A 16,562-nucleotide genomic window follows, 5' to 3' on the forward strand; every position below is an offset into this window, starting at 1 on the left:
TATCCCGCTTGTCTCCCCCTGTCCGGGGAAAGTGCGGGATCATGTCTGCCATGACCGAGGTGTCCTCGCTCACAGGGCGGTTGCTCGTGGCCACTCCCGCTCTCGCGGACCCGAATTTCGACCGGGCGGTGGTGCTGCTCCTCGACCACGACAAGGAGGGCTCGGTCGGCGTGGTCCTGAACCGGCCCACCCCGGTGGACGTCGGAGACATCCTGGAGGGCTGGGGCGAGCTGGCCGGTGAGCCGGGCGTGGTCTTCCAGGGCGGCCCCGTCTCCCTCGACTCGGCGCTCGGCGTCGCCGTCATCCCCGGCGAGGACGGGCCGCTCGGCTGGCGCCGGGTGCACGGCGCGATCGGCCTCGTCGACCTGGAGGCGCCGCCGGAACTGCTCGCGGCGGCGCTCGGCTCGCTGCGCATCTTCGCGGGGTACGCGGGGTGGGGGCCTGGCCAGCTGCAGAGCGAACTGTCCGACGGGGCCTGGTACGTCGTCGAGTCGGAGCCGGGGGACGTGTCGGCGACGCGGCCCGAGGGGCTGTGGCGCGCGGTCCTGCGCCGTCAGCGCAGCGAGCTGGCGATGGTGGCGACGTATCCGGACGATCCGTCGCTCAACTGACCGGGTCCGCCGTCGTCACCGGCGGGCCTTCGTCCTGCGCGCGGCCTTCAGTACCCTTGGCGGTTATGAGCACTCTTGAGCCCGAGCGCGGGACAGGTACGGGGACCCTCGTAGAGCCGACGCCGCAGACGTCGCACGGCGACGGCGATCACGAGCGCTTCGCCCACTATGTCCAGAAGGACAAGATCATGGCGAGCGCTCTCGACGGCACGCCGGTCGTCGCGCTCTGCGGCAAGGTGTGGGTGCCGGGCCGCGACCCGAAGAAGTACCCCGTGTGTCCCATGTGCAAGGAGATCTACGAGTCCATGGGCGCGGGCGGCGACAAGGACGGCGGCAAGGACGGCGGTAAGTAGCCCCGGCCCCCTCTCGGACTCCCCGAAGGCCCCTGGTGTGCGGTGACGCACACCGGGGGCCTTCGTGTGTTCCGCGCGCGCCCGGCTGTGCGTTGCCTCACGTAAACCATTGCGCTCACTGGTCCAGTCCTTCTAGCCTCCTCCCTGTTGTGCACAGCGAAACAACCATTGCGTATGTTGCAACGACAGCTCGGAGGCGTTCCGTTGAAGCTCCCCGTGAAGTTCCCGTATCGAACTGCTGTGCCGCTCACGGCACTTGTCCTCGCCGCCACCGCCGCCTGCGCGCCCGGCACCTCCGACACCAGCGGCTCCGCCAAGGACGACAAGAGCGGCACCCTGCGCGTCTGGCTCTTCCAGGAGGTCAACAACGCGCCGAAGCAGAAGTCCGTCGACGCCGCCGTCGACGCCTTCGAGAAGGCCCATGACGGTGCGAAGGTCAAGGTCGAGTACATCCCCGTCGACACCCGCGCCGAGAAGATCAAGGCCGCCTTCAACGACCCGAAGAGCGCGCCCGACGTCATCGAGTACGGCAACACCGACACCGCCGGGTACGTGAAGGACGGTGGACTCGCCGACGTGAGCGCCGAGTTCGGCCAGTGGTCCGAGGCCAAGGACACCGACCCGACGGCGAAGGAGTCCGTGACGGTCGACGGGAAGGTCTACGGCGCCCCCTACTTCGTCGGCGTCCGCGCCCTCTACTACCGCACCGACGTCTTCAAGGACCTCGGCATATCCGTCCCCAAGACGCAGGACGAGCTCGCCGCCACCGCCAAGAAGATCCACAAGGAGCGGCCCGAGCTGTACGGGCTCGCCGTCGGCGGCGCCTACACCTATGGCGCGATGCCGTTCATCTGGGCCAACGGCGGCGACCTCGCCGAGAAGAAGGGCGACACCTACACCAGCACCCTCGACGCGCCCGCCGCCCAGAAGGGCATCAAGGCGTACACCTCGCTGTTCGGCTCCGCGAACTGTCCCGCCGCCAAGTGCGCGGGCATGGGCGGCAACGACACCGTCACCGCCTTCGCCACCGGCAAGGCCGCCATGGCCATCGGCGGCGACTTCAGCCACCAGGCCATGGAGGACGGCAAGGTCAAGGGCAAGTACGCCGTCGTGCCGCTGCCCGGCGTCAAGGCCGGGGAGATCGCCCCCGCGTTCGCCGGCGGCAACAACATCGGCGTCCTGAAGAGCACCTCGCACCGCACGCTCGCCGTCGACCTCATGAAGCGCCTCGCCGGGAAGGACGCCCAGCGCGCCCTCTTCGACGGCATGGGCTTCCTGCCGACCTACACCGACGTCCGCGAAGAGGTAGCCAAGAGGGAGCCGTTCGTCGCGCCCTTCGTCGAGACGCTCGGCGCGGGCACCAAGTTCGTCCCCGCCTCGCCCGCCTGGGCGAAGATCGACGCCTCGCTCGTCCTGCCGACCATGTTCCAGGAGGTCGTCAGCGGCCGTAAGGACGTCAAGGCCGCATCCGGCGACGCCGCGAAGAAGATGAACGAGGCGTTCGGGGCCGCCGGGTGAGCTCCGCGCGGATCCGGGGCGGGGTCAAGGGCGGGATCCGGGGCGGGGGATGGACCCCCTGGCTCTACCTCGCCCCCGCCCTCGTCCTCCTCGGCGGCCTCCTCGTCTACCCGATCTACCAGCTCGGCCTGATCTCCTTCCTGGAGTACACCCAGGCCCAGGTCAGCGGCGGCGAACCGGCCACCTTCCAGGGCCTCGGCAACTACCAGCACCTCTTCTCCGACAGCCAGTTCTGGCAGGTCCTGCTCGCCACCGTGCTCTTCGCCGCGGCCTGCGTCCTGTCCACCCTGCTCGTCGGCTGCGCCCTCGCCGTCCTGCTCACCCGGGTCCGGGCCCTGCCACGGCTCGCCCTGATGCTGGCCGCGCTCGGCGCCTGGGCCACCCCGGCGATCACCGGGTCCACCGTCTGGGTGTTCCTCTTCGACCCGGACTTCGGCCCGGTCAACAAGGTCCTCGGGCTCGGCGACCACTCCTGGACGTACGGCCGGTACAGCGCCTTCGCGCTCGTCCTGCTCGAAGTCGTGTGGTGCAGCTTCCCCTTCGTCATGGTCACCGTGTACGCGGGCATCCGCGCGATCCCCGCCGAAGTCCTCGAAGCGGCCTCGCTCGACGGCGCCTCGCAATGGCGGACCTGGCGCTCGGTCATGGCACCGATGCTCCGCCCGATCCTCGTCGTCGTCACCATCCAGTCGATCATCTGGGACTTCAAGGTCTTCACGCAGATCTACGTCATGACGAACGGCGGCGGCATCGCGGGCCAGAACCTCGTCCTGAACGTCTACGCCTACCAGAAGGCCTTCTCCGGCAGCGAGTACAGCCTCGGCTCCGCGATCGGCGTCGTGATGCTCGTCATCCTGCTCGCCGTCACGCTCGTCTATCTCCGGTTCATGCGCAGAGAGGGGCGGGAACTGTGAGCCTTTCCGGTGTCGGAACACGTGCGGGATCCGGTGTCAGGGCCCTGCGCGCCCTGCGGATCCGCAGACCCTGGCGGCTCGCCGCCGAAGCCTCCGCGCTGCTCATCGCGGTCGCCGTCGCTTTCCCGCTCTATTGGATGGTGCTCAGCGCCTTCAAGCCGGCGGGCGAGATCGAATCGACGGAGCCCCGCCCGTGGACGCTTTCCCCGTCGCTCGACTCCTTCCGGCGCGTCTTCCAACAGGAGGAATTCGGGCGGTATTTCGTCAACAGCCTCATCGTGGCGGGCACGGTCGTCCTCGTCTCGGCGCTCGTCGCCTTTCTCGCCGCGACCGCCGTGACCCGCTTCCGTTTCAAGTTCCGTACGACGCTGCTCATCATGTTCCTCGTCGCCCAGATGGTGCCGGTCGAGGCGCTGACCATTCCGTTGTTCTTCCTGATGCGGGACTTCGGGCAGCTCAACACGCTCGGCTCGCTGATCCTGCCGCACCTCGCCTTCTCCCTGCCGTTCGCCATCTGGATGCTGCGCGGCTTCGTGAAAGCGGTGCCCGAAGCGCTGGAGGAAGCGGCTTATCTGGACGGCGCGAGCCGCGCCCGTTTCCTGTGGCAGATCCTCTTCCCGCTCGTCTTCCCGGGGCTCGTGGCGACGAGCGTCTTCTCCTTCATCTCCACCTGGAACGACTTCCTGTTCGCGAAGTCCTTCATCATCAGCGACACGTCCCAGTCGACGCTGCCGATGGCCCTGCTCGTCTTCTTCAAACCCGACGAGAACGACTGGGGCGGAATCATGGCAGCCTCGACCGTGATGACCATTCCGGTACTGGTTTTCTTCGTACTCGTACAGCGGCGCCTGGTGTCCGGGCTCGGCGGCGCGGTCAAGGACTGAGAGGTCTCACCCCATGGATCTGATTCCGGCACCCCGTCACGTCTCCCCGGACGGCGACGGCTCCTTCGTCCTCGACAGCACCACGGGCATCAGCGCGGGCGAGGGCACCGAGTCCACCGCGCGCTGGCTGCGCGGCACCCTCGGCGCCGCCACCGGACTCGCGCTGCCCCCGCAGAGCGAGGGCGCGGCCATACGGCTCTCGATCGACCCGGCCCTGGACGCGGAGAGCTACCGGCTGCACACCACGGCGACCGGCGTCGACCTCGTCGGCGGCGCCCCCGCAGGCGTCTTCTGGGCCGCCCAGACGCTGCGTCAACTCCTCGGCCCCGACGCCTTCCGCCGCGCCCCGCTGCCGGGGCGCACCTGGGAGCTGCCGCTGGTGCACATCCAGGACGGCCCCCGCTTCGGCTGGCGCGGCGCCATGCTCGACGTGGCCCGGCACTTCATGCCGAAGGACGGCGTCCTGCGCTTCATCGACCTGCTCGCCGCCCACAAGCTCAACGTCTTCCACTTCCACCTCAGCGACGACCAGGGCTGGCGCGTCGAGATCAAGCGGTACCCGAAGCTGACCGAGGACGCCTCCTGGCGCACCCGCACCAAGTGGGGCCACCGCGCCTCAGAACTCTGGGACGACAAGCCCCACGGCGGCTTCTACACCCAGGACGACATCCGCGAGATCGTCGCCTACGCGCACGCCCGCCATATCGCGGTCGTCCCCGAGATCGACCTGCCCGGCCACTCGCAGGCAGCCATCCACGCGTATCCGGAACTCGGCAACACCGACGTCATCGACACGTCCACCCTCCCCGTCTGGGACACCTGGGGCATCAACCCGAACGTACTCGCCCCCACTGACACCACCCTCCGTTTCTACGAGGGCGTCTTCGAGGAGCTGCTCGACCTCTTCCCGTCGACCTTCATCCATGTGGGCGGCGACGAGTGCCCCAAGGACCAGTGGCAGAAGTCCCCGACGGCCCAGGCCCGCATCGCCGAGCTCGGTCTCAAGGACGAGGACGAGCTGCAGTCCTGGTTCATCCGCCACTTCGACACCTGGCTGAGCGCGCGCGGCCGCCGCCTCATCGGCTGGGACGAGATCCTGGAGGGCGGTCTCGCGCCCGGCGCCGCCGTCTCCTCCTGGCGCGGCTACCGCGGCGGCATCACCGCCGCCAAGGCGGGCCACGACGTCGTCATGTGCCCCGAACAGCAGGTCTACCTCGACCACCGGCAGGCACCCGGCGAGGACGAGCCGGTCCCCATCGGCTTCGTCCGCACCCTGGAGGACGTCTACCGCTTCGAGCCGGTTCCGCCGCAGTTGACGCAGGACGAGGCGCGCCACGTCCTCGGCACCCAGGCCAACCTGTGGACCGAGGTGATGGAGAACCAGCAGCGCGTCGACTACCAGGCGTTCCCGCGCCTCTCCGCCTTCTGCGAGGTGGCCTGGAGCGAACTGCCCGCGCCCGCCGAGCGCGACTACGCCGACTTCGAACGCCGGATGACCGCACACTTCCGGCGACTTGACGCGCTCGGCGTCGCCTACCGCCCGCCGGGCGGCCCGTTGCCGTGGCAGCGTCGACCCGGGGTGCTCGGACGCCCGATCGAGGGGGCGCCGCCGAACGTGTGAGGGCCCCGGCCCGGCGGCGGACCCACCCCCCGGGTTGGGCCCGTCGCCCCGGCCTCGTAAGGCCCGTCGCCCCGGTCCCGTAGGGCCCCTCGCCCCAGCCGCGTACGAGGTCTCAAAGGTCACCGAAGAGTCTCAATCCGCGCGCACCGGCGATCCCTTCGCATATCGGTCATCTCCCAGGTGGAGGGGGCGAAAGCCTCCTACCGGACCCCGATCCCGGGCGCCCGCGAAGATGTGCCAGAGTTGCCACGTCCGGCCTGTCAGCACGTACCGTACGGCGGAACAGGCGTAACGGCGGGAACGGCGGTCACGCGAGCGGCGTCAGCCCACGTGAGTACCACCGTGGCCGCCGGGCGCGCGGCCGGGCATCGGGAAGGGGCAGCCGGTTTTGACCACGCACGCACCGCAGGCGACACAGGCCGCGGTACTTCCGACCTCGCTCGACGAGGCGGTCGCGGCGCTCGCGGCCATGCCCGCCGCCGTGCCCGTCGCCGGCGGCACCGACCTCATGGCCCAGGTCAACGCGGGTCAACTCCGCCCCGCCGCCCTCGTCGGACTGAACCGGATCAGCGAGATCCGCGGCTGGCAGTACCAGGACGGCCACGCCCTCCTCGGCGCCGGCCTCACCCACGCCCGTATCGGCCGCCCCGACTTCGCCGCCCTCATCCCCGCCCTCGCCGCCTCCGCGCGCGCGGCCGGCCCGCCCCAGATCCGTAACGCGGGCACTCTCGGCGGCAACATCGCCTCCGCCGCCCCGACCAACGACGCGCTGCCCGTACTGGCCGCCCTCGAAGCCACGTTGATCATCGCCGGGCCGCAGGGCGCCCGCCGCGAAGTGCCCGTCTCCCACCTGCTCGCCGGGATGGAGATGCTGCGCCCCGGCGAACTCATCGGCTTCGTCCGCGTCCCCCTGCTGCACGCCCCCCAGGTCTTCCTCAAGGCGACCGGACGCACCGGGCCCGGCCGCGCCACCGCCTCCGTCGCCCTCGTCCTCGACCCCGCCCGGCGCGGGGTGCGCTGCGCCGTCGGGGCCATCGCGCCGATGCCGCTGCGCCCCCTGGAGGCCGAGCAGTGGGTGGCCTCGCTCATCGACTGGGACGGCGACCGCGGGGCGCTCGTGCCCGAGGCCGTGCAGGCGTTCGGCGAGTACGTGGCCGCGGCCTGCATCCCCGACCAGCCCCCGGCCCCGGACGGCACCCAGGAGGCGCTGCCGCCCGCCGTACTGCATCTGCGGCGCACCGTCGCCGCGCTGGCCCGACGTGCACTTGGGAGGGCGCTGTCGTGACGAACGAGTACCACGGACCCGATCCGGACACCGCACCGGACGCGGACGGCTGGCAGCCGCTGCCCCAGGGCGACTACGACTCCGACGCCACGGCCTTCGTCCAACTGCCCCCAGACGGCTTCCCGGACGCGCCGCTCGCCGCGCCCGGCCACGGCTACGTGCCCCCGCAGATAACGGTGAGCCCGGTCACGGGCGCGGCGGCGACCGACCCGGCCGCCACCGGGGTGTGGGTGCTGCCGCCGGAACTGACGGGGATGACGGCGGCGCCGTACGGGGCCGAGCCCGAGCCCGCGCCCCTTGCCGGCCCCGAGCAGCCGTACGGTTTCGCGCAGGGCGGGGACACGGGGCAGTGGTCGATCCCCGTCGCCGAGGGCGAACTGCCGGACGAATCGGGCGAGTACACCACCGCGTCACTGGCGTCCCACTGGGGCGACCGCACCCCGCCCGCGACGCTGCCGGGCGGCGCGCCCGCGCCGTGGGCGTCGGAACCGTGGGCGCAGGTGCCCGCGCCGGTCACGGAGGAGGCCGCGCCGGCGGAGGTCCCGGCGGAGGTCCCGGCGGAGGTCCCGGCGGAGCCGGAGGCTGAGCCCGAGGGCCTGGCTGTGCCGGAGCCCGAGCCCGAGCCCCAGCCGCTGTCGGTGCCTGAGCCTGAGCCTGACCCGGAGCTTCAGATCGCGGCGGCGGCCGAAGAGGACGAGATCGAGGTCGAGGCCGCAGTCGCGGACGAGGCCGCGGACGAGGCCGGGACGCAGGCCGGGGACGAGGTCGCGGAAGACGCCGGGACGTCGGTCGCGGAGGAGGCCACGGGGGAGAACCCCGCCGAGCCCGACGAGGGCGCCGACCAGGGTGCCGACCCGGGCACCGAAGTGGACCCCGAACCGGTCACCGAGTCGGCCCCCGCCACCACCCGCGCCACCCCCCTCCACGACGACCACCCCGTGACCAGCTACGTCCTCCGGGTCAACGGCACCGACCGCCCCGTCACGGACGCCTGGATCGGCGAATCGCTGCTCTATGTGCTGCGGGAACGTCTCGGCCTGGCGGGTGCCAAGGACGGCTGCTCGCAGGGCGAGTGCGGCGCCTGCAATGTGCAGGTGGACGGCCGCCTCGTAGCCTCCTGCCTGGTGCCCGCCGCGACGACCGCCGGCAGCGAGGTCCGCACCGTCGAGGGCCTCGCCGAGGACGGCCGGGCCTCGGACGTGCAGCGCGCGCTGACCGCCTGCGGAGCCGTGCAGTGCGGCTTCTGCGTGCCCGGCATGGCGATGACGGTCCACGACCTGCTCGAGGGAAACCCGAACCCCACCGACCTGGAGGCTCGCCAGGCGCTCTGCGGCAACCTGTGCCGCTGCTCCGGCTACCGGGGTGTGCTCGACGCCGTACGCCAGGTCGCGGACGCGCGGCGGGCGACGTCGCAGGCGGCGGCGGAGAGCGCGGCGGAAGCGGCGGAGACCGAGGAAAGGGCGGCGGCGGAGGACGATCCTCCGCTCATCCCGCACCAGGGCGGCCCCGCGGCACGTGAGGGCGTGCGACACAGCCAGGACAGCCAGCACATCCGGCATGGTCGGGATAGCCAGCACATCCAGGACGGTCGGGACAGCCGGGACGGAGGCCGAGCGTGACCAGCGAGACGACCGAGGCCCCCGCGGCCCGCGGGGCGGAGGAGATCCCCCACGGGCTCGGTTCGAGCCTGCCCTCGGTGGAGGCCGACGCCAAGGCGGCGGGTACCTTCCCCTACGCCGCCGACCTGTGGGCCGAAGGGCTCCTGTGGGCGTCGGTCCTGCGCTCCCCGCACGCGCACGCACGCGTGGTCTCCATCGACACCACCCACGCGCGCGAGATGCCCGGCGTCCGCGCCGTCGTCACGCACGAGGACGTCCCCGGCGGCCCGCTCACGGGCCACCGCACGGCGGACCGCCCGGTCTTCGCCTCCGACGTCGTCCGCCACCATGGCGAGGCCCTCGCCGCCGTCGCCGCCGATCACCCGGACACGGCCCGGATGGCGGCCGCCGCGATCATCGTCGAGTACGAGATCCTCGAACCGGTCACCGACCCGGAGAAGGCGTTCGCCGCCGAACCGCTGCACCCCGACGGCAATCTCGTCCGCCACATCCCGCTGCGCCACGGCGACCTCGACGCGACCGGCGAGGTGATCGTCGAGGGCCTCTACCGCATCGGCCGCCAGGACCCGGCCCCCATCGGCGCCGAGGCCGGTCTCGCCGTGCCCCGCCCCGACGGCGGCGTGGAGCTGTACGTCGCCTCGACCGACCCGCACGGCGACCGCGACGCGGCGGCGGCCCGCTACGGCCTCTCCCCGGACCAGGTGAAGGTCGTCGTCACAGGCGTGCCCGGTGCGACCGCGGACCGCGAGGACCAGAGCTTCCACCTCCCGCTCGGCCTCCTCGCCCTGCACACCGGCTGCCCCGTGAAGCTGACGGCGAGCCGCGAGGAGTCCTTCCTCGGCCACCCGCACCGCCACCCGACGCTCCTGCGCTACCGCCACCACGCGGACGCGGACGGCAGACTCGTCAAGGTCGAGGCCCAGATCCTCCTCGACTCCGGCGCCTACGCGGACACGTCGTCGGACGCCCTCGCGGCGGCCGTCGCCTTCGCCTGCGGCCCGTACGTCATCCCGAACGCCTCCATCGAGGGCTGGGCCGTCCGCACCAACAACCCGCCCTCCGGCCACGTACGCGGTGAAGGCGCGCTCCAGGTCTGCGCCGCCTACGAGGCCCAGATGGACAAGCTCGCGAAGAAGCTCGGCGTCGACCCGGCCGAACTGCGCCTGCGCAACGTCCTCGCGACCGGCGACGTACTCCCCACGGGCCAGACGGTGACCTGCCCGGCCCCCGTGGCCGAACTCCTCACCTCCGTACGGGACTTCCCCCTCCCCGCGCTCCCCAAGGACACCCCCGAGACGGGCTGGCTGCTGCCCGGCGGCCCCGAGGGAGCGGGCGAACCCGACGCGGTCCGGCGCGGCGTCGGCTACGGCATCGGCATGGTGCACGTCCTCGGCGCGGAGGGCGCGGACGAGGTCTCCACGGCCACCGTCAAGGTCCAGAACGGCGTCGCCACGGTGATCTGCGCGGCCGTCGAGACCGGCCAGGGCTTCACGACCCTGGCCCGCCAGATCGTTCAGGAGACCCTGGGCATCGACGAGGTCCACGTAGCACCGGTGGACACCGACCAGCCACCGGCGGGACCGGGCTGCCGAGGCCGCCACACCTGGGTCTCCGGCGGAGCGGTCGAACGCGCGGCCAAGATGGTCCGCACCCAGCTCCTCCAGCCCCTGGCCCACAAGTTCGGCATGTCCACGGAGCTGCTCCAGATCGCCGACGGCAAGATCACGTCGTACGACGGCGTCCTGTCGACGACGGTCGAGGAAGCCATGGACGGCAAGGAACTCTGGGCCACCGCCCAGTGCCGTCCGCACCCCACGGAGCCCCTGGACGCGGCCGGCCAGGGCGACGCCTTCGTCGGCATGGCGTTCTGCGCGATCCGGGCCGTCGTCGACGTCGACATCGAGATCGGCTCCGTACGCGTCGTGGAACTGGCCGTCGCCCAGGACGTCGGCCGCGTCCTCAACCCCCGTCAGCTCGCCGCCCGCATCGAGGCCGGCGTCACGCAGGGCGTCGGCGCGGCCCTCACGGAGAACCTCCGCACCCCCAAGGGCGTGATCCGCCGCCCCGACCTCACCGGCTACGCCCTGCCCACCGCCCTCGACGCCCCCGACATCCACATCGTCCGGCTCGTCGAGGAGCGCGACGTGGTGGCCCCCTTCGGCGCCAAGGCCGCCGGCACCGTCCCCGTCGTCACCGCCCCGGCCGCGATCGCCTCGGCGGTCCGCGCGGCAACGGGCCGCCCGGTCAACCGCCTGCCGATCCGGCCGCAGGCGGCCGTGGCCAACGCGTCCGACACTCCCTGACCTCACACCTGCCCCACACCGGTCAACCCGCCGCACACGAACCGCCGTTGTGCTGTGACTCCTGTGAACTGTCAGTGCGGCCGACTAAAGTTGTTACCCGACCAACTTGTTGTGAAGGCGCGCTCACTGTGCCGAGTGCACTCGACGCACTGGGCGCGTTCGGTGTACGGGGCGCGTTCAGCGCGCCCACGGGGGAACGGGGAGGGGCGGACGCGATGGCGGACGACAAAGGCGGAGGCTCGACCGGCCTGGGCGGCTGGCCGTTCGCCGTGGTCGAGGCGGCCAGGGACGCGGTCGGGGACATTGTCACGGAGCTGGAGTCGTTCACGAAGTTCCAGCAGCGAGTCGACCAACTGATCAAAGACCTGAGCGCATCCCAGGCGGGCCCGAAGAAGGTCGGCCAGGAGGCCCTGGAGCGCGCGAAGTTCGGCGGCGGCCACCAGGGCTGGCACGAGGCACACCAGGTCTTCACCCAGTACGACACGGTCATCGCCGACCTGGAGAACCTCTCCAAGCTGCTCTCGGACTCGATCGAGGCCATGGGCATCGCCGTCACGGCCTCCCACAAGGGGTACGAGAACGTCGACATGGATGTGCGGCGGCGGATGGCGGCGATCAGTGCGGAGACCAAGCACCACTACGGGGGCGAGTACGTGCCCGAGCCCGCCCGGACGAAGGCGTCCGACCCCCCTGGAGCGGCGGAGCCCAGGGCGGCGGAGACCGGCGGCGGACAGGAGACGGGGCTCTGATGGCCGGACAGAAGAAGACGTCGTTCGACGGCATGACGCACGAACAGATGCTGGCGTGGCTCGACGCCGCGGACGCGGGCACGGTGCAGGCGGCGGCCGACAAGCTGGCCTCCGCGGCCAAGGAGATCCACAGCATCGCCGACGAGCTCAAGGTCCGTCCCCAGTGGGTGAAGTGGAAGGGCGAGGGCGCCGACTCCTTCCGTGAGTGGGCCGGAAAGCTGGCCAACGCGACCGTGGCGCTGGGTGACTACAGCCAGGAGTCGTCGAAGTGGCTCGGCCACGCGGCCCAGGCGATCAGCAAGGCGAAGACCTCGGTCCCGCGCGACAAGGGCGTCGACGCCAACATCGACGCGGCGCGCTCCGCGCACAACGACCCGGACGCGCAATCGATCCTGTCCAAGAACATGGCGGTCCGGCAGCAGACCGCCGACGAGCTGGACAAGCTCGGGCAGGCATACTCCCTCTCCACGGCGCAGATGGCCGCGGCGCGCAAGCCGGATCTGCTGAAGTTCCCGCCGCCGCCGGTCGCCCTACAGGACCCGAACTTTCGTGACGTCTACGGCGCCGAGGACCTAGGTACCGGCCGGAGCGGTCGGACCGCCTCGACCCCGAGCAGCGTCACCCCTCGCCGGGCGACGTCCTCCGCCGACGGTGTCGCGGACACGGATACCGCTCACTCCACGCCCGACGCGGCCCGGCCGTCCGTGGCCGGGCACACGGGCGTCGCGACGCCGCTCACCCCCGCAGGGCCCGGCGCGCCCGACACACCGGCGCGGATCGCCCCTTCCGTGCCGGACGCGCCGGCCCGGATGGAGGTCGACTCCGTCGGCACACTCCCGCCGACGCACACGCCTTCCGCCACTTCGCCGAGCACCACGGGCCCGACCGGCCCGACAGGGCCCGCACCTTCGACCCCTGGCGCGCCACCACCGGCGTACGGCCTCACCGGCACGCCACGGCCCCCCGCGCGAGGCACCGCCCCTGTCACCGGACGCCCGAGCGGCCCCCTGCCGACCGGAACCCCGGCTCGGCCCACCGGCCCGTCCGCCTCGAACCCCGTCGGCCGTCCTCCCGGCGGCATGGTGCCCGGTCAGCCCGGCACTGGCACGGGCCGCGCGGGCGGCTCGGTGCCCGGCGCGGGTGGCTCCGGTGGCTCGACAACCGGCCGCGCGCCTGCCCAAGGCGGGGTCACGGGTGGGCGCCCCCAGCCGTCGACGGGGAAATCGGCGACCGGTGTACCACGGGGCACGGTCATGGGCGGCGAGGGTGCGGGCGGCACGGCCCGCGGTGCGTCGGCCGGGGCCCGCGGTCCGTCCGGCCCGGCCCAGGGCGGGATCAGCGGACGGCCGACCACGACGGGTTCCACGGCGGGCAGGACGGGACCCGGGCGGATCTCCGCAGGCGCCACGGGCGACAAGGGAGTGGTGGGCGGCAGGCCGAGCACACAGCGGCGACCCGACACCCGCTCCTTCAGCCAAGGCGGCTCGGGGCTGGTCCGCGGCGCGACCGCGCCCGGCGGAGCGGGTGAGGAACGTGGCCACGGCTCGGGAGCGGCCGGCCGCGCCGGAGCGGCACCCAACGCGGCACGGCCGGGCAACCGCAGGGAGGACCAGGGGAGCGAGCGCCCGGACCACGTCACCGAGGACGAGGCCACCTGGCGACCGGACACACACCGTAATGTGCCTCCCGTCGTGGCGGACGAGACCAAGAAGGACGAGAGGTAACCCATGCCCACCAGCCGCAATCGTGGCCGGGCCCTAGGCGCGGCAGCCTCGGCAGTTCTCGGCCTGCTGCTGGTGGGCACGACCGCCGCAGGGAACGCGTACGCCGATTCGTTCCGTGCTCAGCAGTGGCATCTGGACGCGATGAAGGCGGACCAGATGTGGAGAACGAGCACCGGCAAAGGTGTCACGGTCGCGGTGATCGACAGCGGTGTCAACGCCGACCACCCGGACCTGCGAGGTCAAGTGCTGCCCGGGAAGGACCTCTCGACCGGGCTCAGCGGCGACGAGCACACGGACTACGACGGCCACGGCACCGGCATCGCCGGCATGATCGCCGGAACCGGGTCGGGCAACGGGGGACAAGGAGCCTACGGACTCGCGCCGGGCGTAAAGGTGCTCCCGATCCGGCTGCCCAACGCGAAGAAGGCCAACAACCAGGCCAGCGCGGACGCCGAACTGTTCGGCGCCATCGCCGAGGGCATCACATACGCCGCCGACCACGGTGCGAAGGTCATCAACATCTCCCAGGCGGCGCCGGAAGGAACACCGGAGCTGGCGACCGCCGTGCGCCACGCACTGGAGAAGGGGTCGCTGATCTTCGCCGGTGTGGGCAACGACGGCAACACGACCAACCTCGTCCAGTACCCCGCGGCGACCCCCGGCGTCGTAGGCGTCGCGGCCGTCGACAAGAACGGACGCCGCACGAGCGAATCCGAGTACGGCCCGCAGGTCGACATCGCGGCCCCCGGCAAAGACATCGTCCATGCCTGCGGCGGCAGAACCGGATACTGCAAGAGCCACGGCACCAGCGACGCCACCGCCCTGGCCTCGGCAAGCGCCGCCCTGATCTGGTCCAAGCACCCGGGCTGGACGAACAACCAGGTCCTCCGCGTCATCCTCAACACCATCGGCGGCGTCAAGGACGACAACGACAAACGCAGCGACTACATCGGCTACGGTGCCGTCCGCCCCCGCATCGCCCTGACCGACCCGGGCGACCCCGGCCCGGCGGACAAGTTCCCGATGGCGGACTATCCGGCGCCGGCTACGTCGCCTGAGCCTGCGGCATCGAAGGGCGGAGCCTCCGAGCCGGGCGCCGACCCGAGCCCGGCCGTGCAGACGGCTGAGCGGGATGACGACAGCAGCAGCACGCTCCTCTGGGTCGGCATCGGCGCCGGCGCGGTCGTAGTGGTCGCCTCGGTGATCGCCGTCGCCGCGTCCAGGCGTAGACGACGTGCCAGTCTGCCTCCCCTGCAACCGACGGGCATCCAGCCGTACCCCGGGCCGCAACCGTATGCCGGGCCGCAGGCATACCCCGGCCGGCAGCAGCAGCCGTACGTCGACCCGCAGCCTGGACCGCATCCGAACGCACCACGCGGCGGAGGGTCGGCGTACCCGCATCAACCCGGGGAGCCGGGACGCTGACCCGCGCAGCACACCAGGCGCCGGGACAAGAGGCGTGGGCGTCCGCGGCCGCCCTCGACCTGGAAAAGAGCGATGCCGAAAAGAACAGCGAGAGGTAGCGCATGCCCGCCACCAGCACCCGTCGTGCACGTCGCGGCGCAGCCGTCTCGGCGTTCCTTGGCCTGTTGTTGGCGGGCAGCGCTGCGACACCGGCCCTGGCTGCGTCGACCCGCTCCGAACAGTGGTTCCTGGACGTCATGCGTGCCGAGAGCATGTGGAGGACGAGCACCGGTGAGGGGATCACCGTAGCCGTCATCGACACCGGCGTTGACGCGCAGAACCCGGATCTCAAGGGCCGCGTCCTGCCGGGGGAGGACCTCGCCGAAGGCCTGTCGGGCGACGAGCACACCGACTACGACAGCCACGGAACCGGCATGGCGGGCCTGATCGCCGGAACCGGTGCCTACGGCGGTGGAAAAGGGGCCTACGGGCTGGCCCCCGGAGCGAAGATCCTCCCGATCCGGCTCCCCGACGGGTCCAAGGCGAACAACGGTGCCACCGCGGACGCCGAGTTCATCAAAGCCGCGTCGACCGGCATTCGATACGCGGCGGACCACGGGGCCAAGGTCATCAACGTCTCACAAGGTGTCGAGGACGCGTCACCGCTGCTGACGGACGCGGTCGCGTACGCCCTCGGCAAGGGCTCACTCGTCTTCGCCGCCGTCGGCAACACCGGTGACAAGGACAACGTGGTCCAGTACCCCGCCGGAACCCCGGGCGCGGTGGGGGTCGGCGCCGTGGGCAAGGACCTGCGCAAGACCTCGGAATCCCAGCATGGCGCGCAGGTGGACATGGCAGCGCCGGGCGACAAGATGCTGCACGCCTGTGGTGGCGGTACCGGGCTCTGCGAGACGCACGGCAGCAGTGACGCCACCGCCTTGGCGTCGGCGAGCGCGGCACTGATCTGGTCCAAGCACCCGGACTGGACGAACAACCAGGTCCTCCGAGTCATGCTCAACACGATCGGCGGCCCCACGGACGGCGCTGAGCGCAATGACGGCATCGGCTACGGAATCGTCCGCCCCCGCATCGCCCTGACCGACCCGGGCGACCCCGGCCCGGCGGACAGGTTCCCGATGGCCGACTATCCGGTGGCGGGCGCGGAACCGACCGCCGAAGCGTCGAAGGGCGCAAGCGACCGAACCCCAACTGGTGGTCAGGACGTGAATAGAGTCGCGCAGCCCGAGAGCAGCGATGACGGGCTGTGGGTCGGCGTGGGAGCAGTCGTCGTGGTGATCGTGAGCGTCGCTGCGTTCGGCCTGACGCGTCGACGCCGACGCCGCGACGACCAGCAGGCGTCACCGCCGGGCACTCACTCCGGAGTCGGACCGGGCGTCCCGTACGGTGCGCCGCAGTCCTACGGCAATCAACAGGCTCCCGGGCAACAGACGTACGGCAGGCCACCGGACGACAACGCCGACGATCCTTCCTGCGGTTCCTGACACCGGAATGTAGGACTGAGTTCCGCTTCCCCGCTGGAAGGACAGTCGTGCCGTTCGATTCGGTTCAGAGCCGGC

Annotated in this window: 13 protein-coding genes; all 13 read left to right on the forward strand. The window is 71.7% G+C overall.

What is annotated here, in order from left to right; genetic code table 11:
• The first annotated feature begins 50 nt into the window (after positions 1-50).
• Entirely contained in the window at positions 51-611 is a 561-nt protein-coding gene (locus C1N81_RS27945) for a YqgE/AlgH family protein (protein WP_394433593.1), read from the forward strand.
• Positions 612-676: 65 nt separating this feature from the next.
• The gene (locus C1N81_RS27950) at positions 677-964 is read left to right on the forward strand and encodes a DUF3039 domain-containing protein (RefSeq protein WP_361070292.1); all 288 of its coding nucleotides are present in this window, start codon (positions 677-679) and stop codon (positions 962-964) included.
• Positions 965-1,138: 174 nt separating this feature from the next.
• Positions 1,139-2,482 (forward strand): extracellular solute-binding protein, encoded by a 1,344-nt coding sequence (locus C1N81_RS27955; protein WP_394433595.1) that lies wholly within the window; start codon positions 1,139-1,141, stop codon positions 2,480-2,482.
• Complete coding sequence (locus tag C1N81_RS27960; protein ID WP_394433597.1) at positions 2,479-3,396, forward strand: carbohydrate ABC transporter permease; 918 nt, start codon at positions 2,479-2,481, stop codon at positions 3,394-3,396. The genes C1N81_RS27955 and C1N81_RS27960 overlap by 4 nt, the downstream gene beginning before the upstream one ends.
• Positions 3,393-4,280 (forward strand): carbohydrate ABC transporter permease, encoded by an 888-nt coding sequence (locus C1N81_RS27965; RefSeq protein ID WP_394433599.1) that lies wholly within the window; start codon positions 3,393-3,395, stop codon positions 4,278-4,280. Before C1N81_RS27960 ends, C1N81_RS27965 begins: the two co-directional genes overlap by 4 nt.
• 13 nt (positions 4,281-4,293) lie before the next feature.
• Complete coding sequence (locus tag C1N81_RS27970) at positions 4,294-5,901, forward strand: beta-N-acetylhexosaminidase (protein WP_394433601.1); 1,608 nt, start codon at positions 4,294-4,296, stop codon at positions 5,899-5,901.
• 388 nt (positions 5,902-6,289) lie between these two features.
• On the forward strand, positions 6,290-7,186 hold the full coding sequence (locus C1N81_RS27975; protein ID WP_394433603.1) for an FAD binding domain-containing protein: 897 nt from the start codon (positions 6,290-6,292) through the stop codon (positions 7,184-7,186).
• Positions 7,183-8,805, forward strand: a complete 1,623-nt coding sequence (locus tag C1N81_RS27980; protein WP_394433605.1) for a 2Fe-2S iron-sulfur cluster-binding protein — start codon at positions 7,183-7,185, stop codon at positions 8,803-8,805. Before C1N81_RS27975 ends, C1N81_RS27980 begins: the two co-directional genes overlap by 4 nt.
• Positions 8,802-11,108 (forward strand): xanthine dehydrogenase family protein molybdopterin-binding subunit, encoded by a 2,307-nt coding sequence (locus tag C1N81_RS27985; protein WP_394433606.1) that lies wholly within the window; start codon positions 8,802-8,804, stop codon positions 11,106-11,108. Before C1N81_RS27980 ends, C1N81_RS27985 begins: the two co-directional genes overlap by 4 nt.
• A gap of 215 nt (positions 11,109-11,323) precedes the next feature.
• On the forward strand, positions 11,324-11,857 hold the full coding sequence (locus tag C1N81_RS27990) for a hypothetical protein (RefSeq protein WP_394433608.1): 534 nt from the start codon (positions 11,324-11,326) through the stop codon (positions 11,855-11,857).
• On the forward strand, positions 11,857-13,581 hold the full coding sequence (locus C1N81_RS27995; RefSeq protein ID WP_394433610.1) for a hypothetical protein: 1,725 nt from the start codon (positions 11,857-11,859) through the stop codon (positions 13,579-13,581). The genes C1N81_RS27990 and C1N81_RS27995 overlap by 1 nt, the downstream gene beginning before the upstream one ends.
• Positions 13,582-13,584: 3 nt before the next feature.
• Positions 13,585-15,006, forward strand: coding sequence for a type VII secretion-associated serine protease mycosin (mycP, locus tag C1N81_RS28000; protein WP_394433612.1), 1,422 nt, complete (start codon positions 13,585-13,587; stop codon positions 15,004-15,006).
• A 101-nt stretch (positions 15,007-15,107) separates the two neighbouring features.
• A complete protein-coding gene (mycP, locus tag C1N81_RS28005) occupies positions 15,108-16,487 on the forward strand; it encodes a type VII secretion-associated serine protease mycosin (protein ID WP_394433614.1) in 1,380 nt (459 codons plus the stop codon).
• Positions 16,488-16,562 lie beyond the last annotated feature (75 nt).

Source organism: Streptomyces sp. SGAir0957 (assembly GCF_043523415.1).

Coding starts and splice junctions, on each gene's coding strand:
- C1N81_RS27945 (WP_394433593.1), top strand. CDS start 51: ATGACCGAGGTGTCCTCGCTCACAGGGCGGTTGCTCGTGGCCACTCCC.
- C1N81_RS27950 (WP_361070292.1), top strand. CDS start 677: ATGAGCACTCTTGAGCCCGAGCGCGGGACAGGTACGGGGACCCTCGTA.
- C1N81_RS27955 (WP_394433595.1), top strand. CDS start 1,139: ATGTTGCAACGACAGCTCGGAGGCGTTCCGTTGAAGCTCCCCGTGAAG.
- C1N81_RS27970 (WP_394433601.1), top strand. CDS start 4,294: ATGGATCTGATTCCGGCACCCCGTCACGTCTCCCCGGACGGCGACGGC.
- C1N81_RS27990 (WP_394433608.1), top strand. CDS start 11,324: ATGGCGGACGACAAAGGCGGAGGCTCGACCGGCCTGGGCGGCTGGCCG.
- C1N81_RS27995 (WP_394433610.1), top strand. CDS start 11,857: ATGGCCGGACAGAAGAAGACGTCGTTCGACGGCATGACGCACGAACAG.
- mycP (WP_394433612.1), top strand. CDS start 13,585: ATGCCCACCAGCCGCAATCGTGGCCGGGCCCTAGGCGCGGCAGCCTCG.
- mycP (WP_394433614.1), top strand. CDS start 15,108: ATGCCCGCCACCAGCACCCGTCGTGCACGTCGCGGCGCAGCCGTCTCG.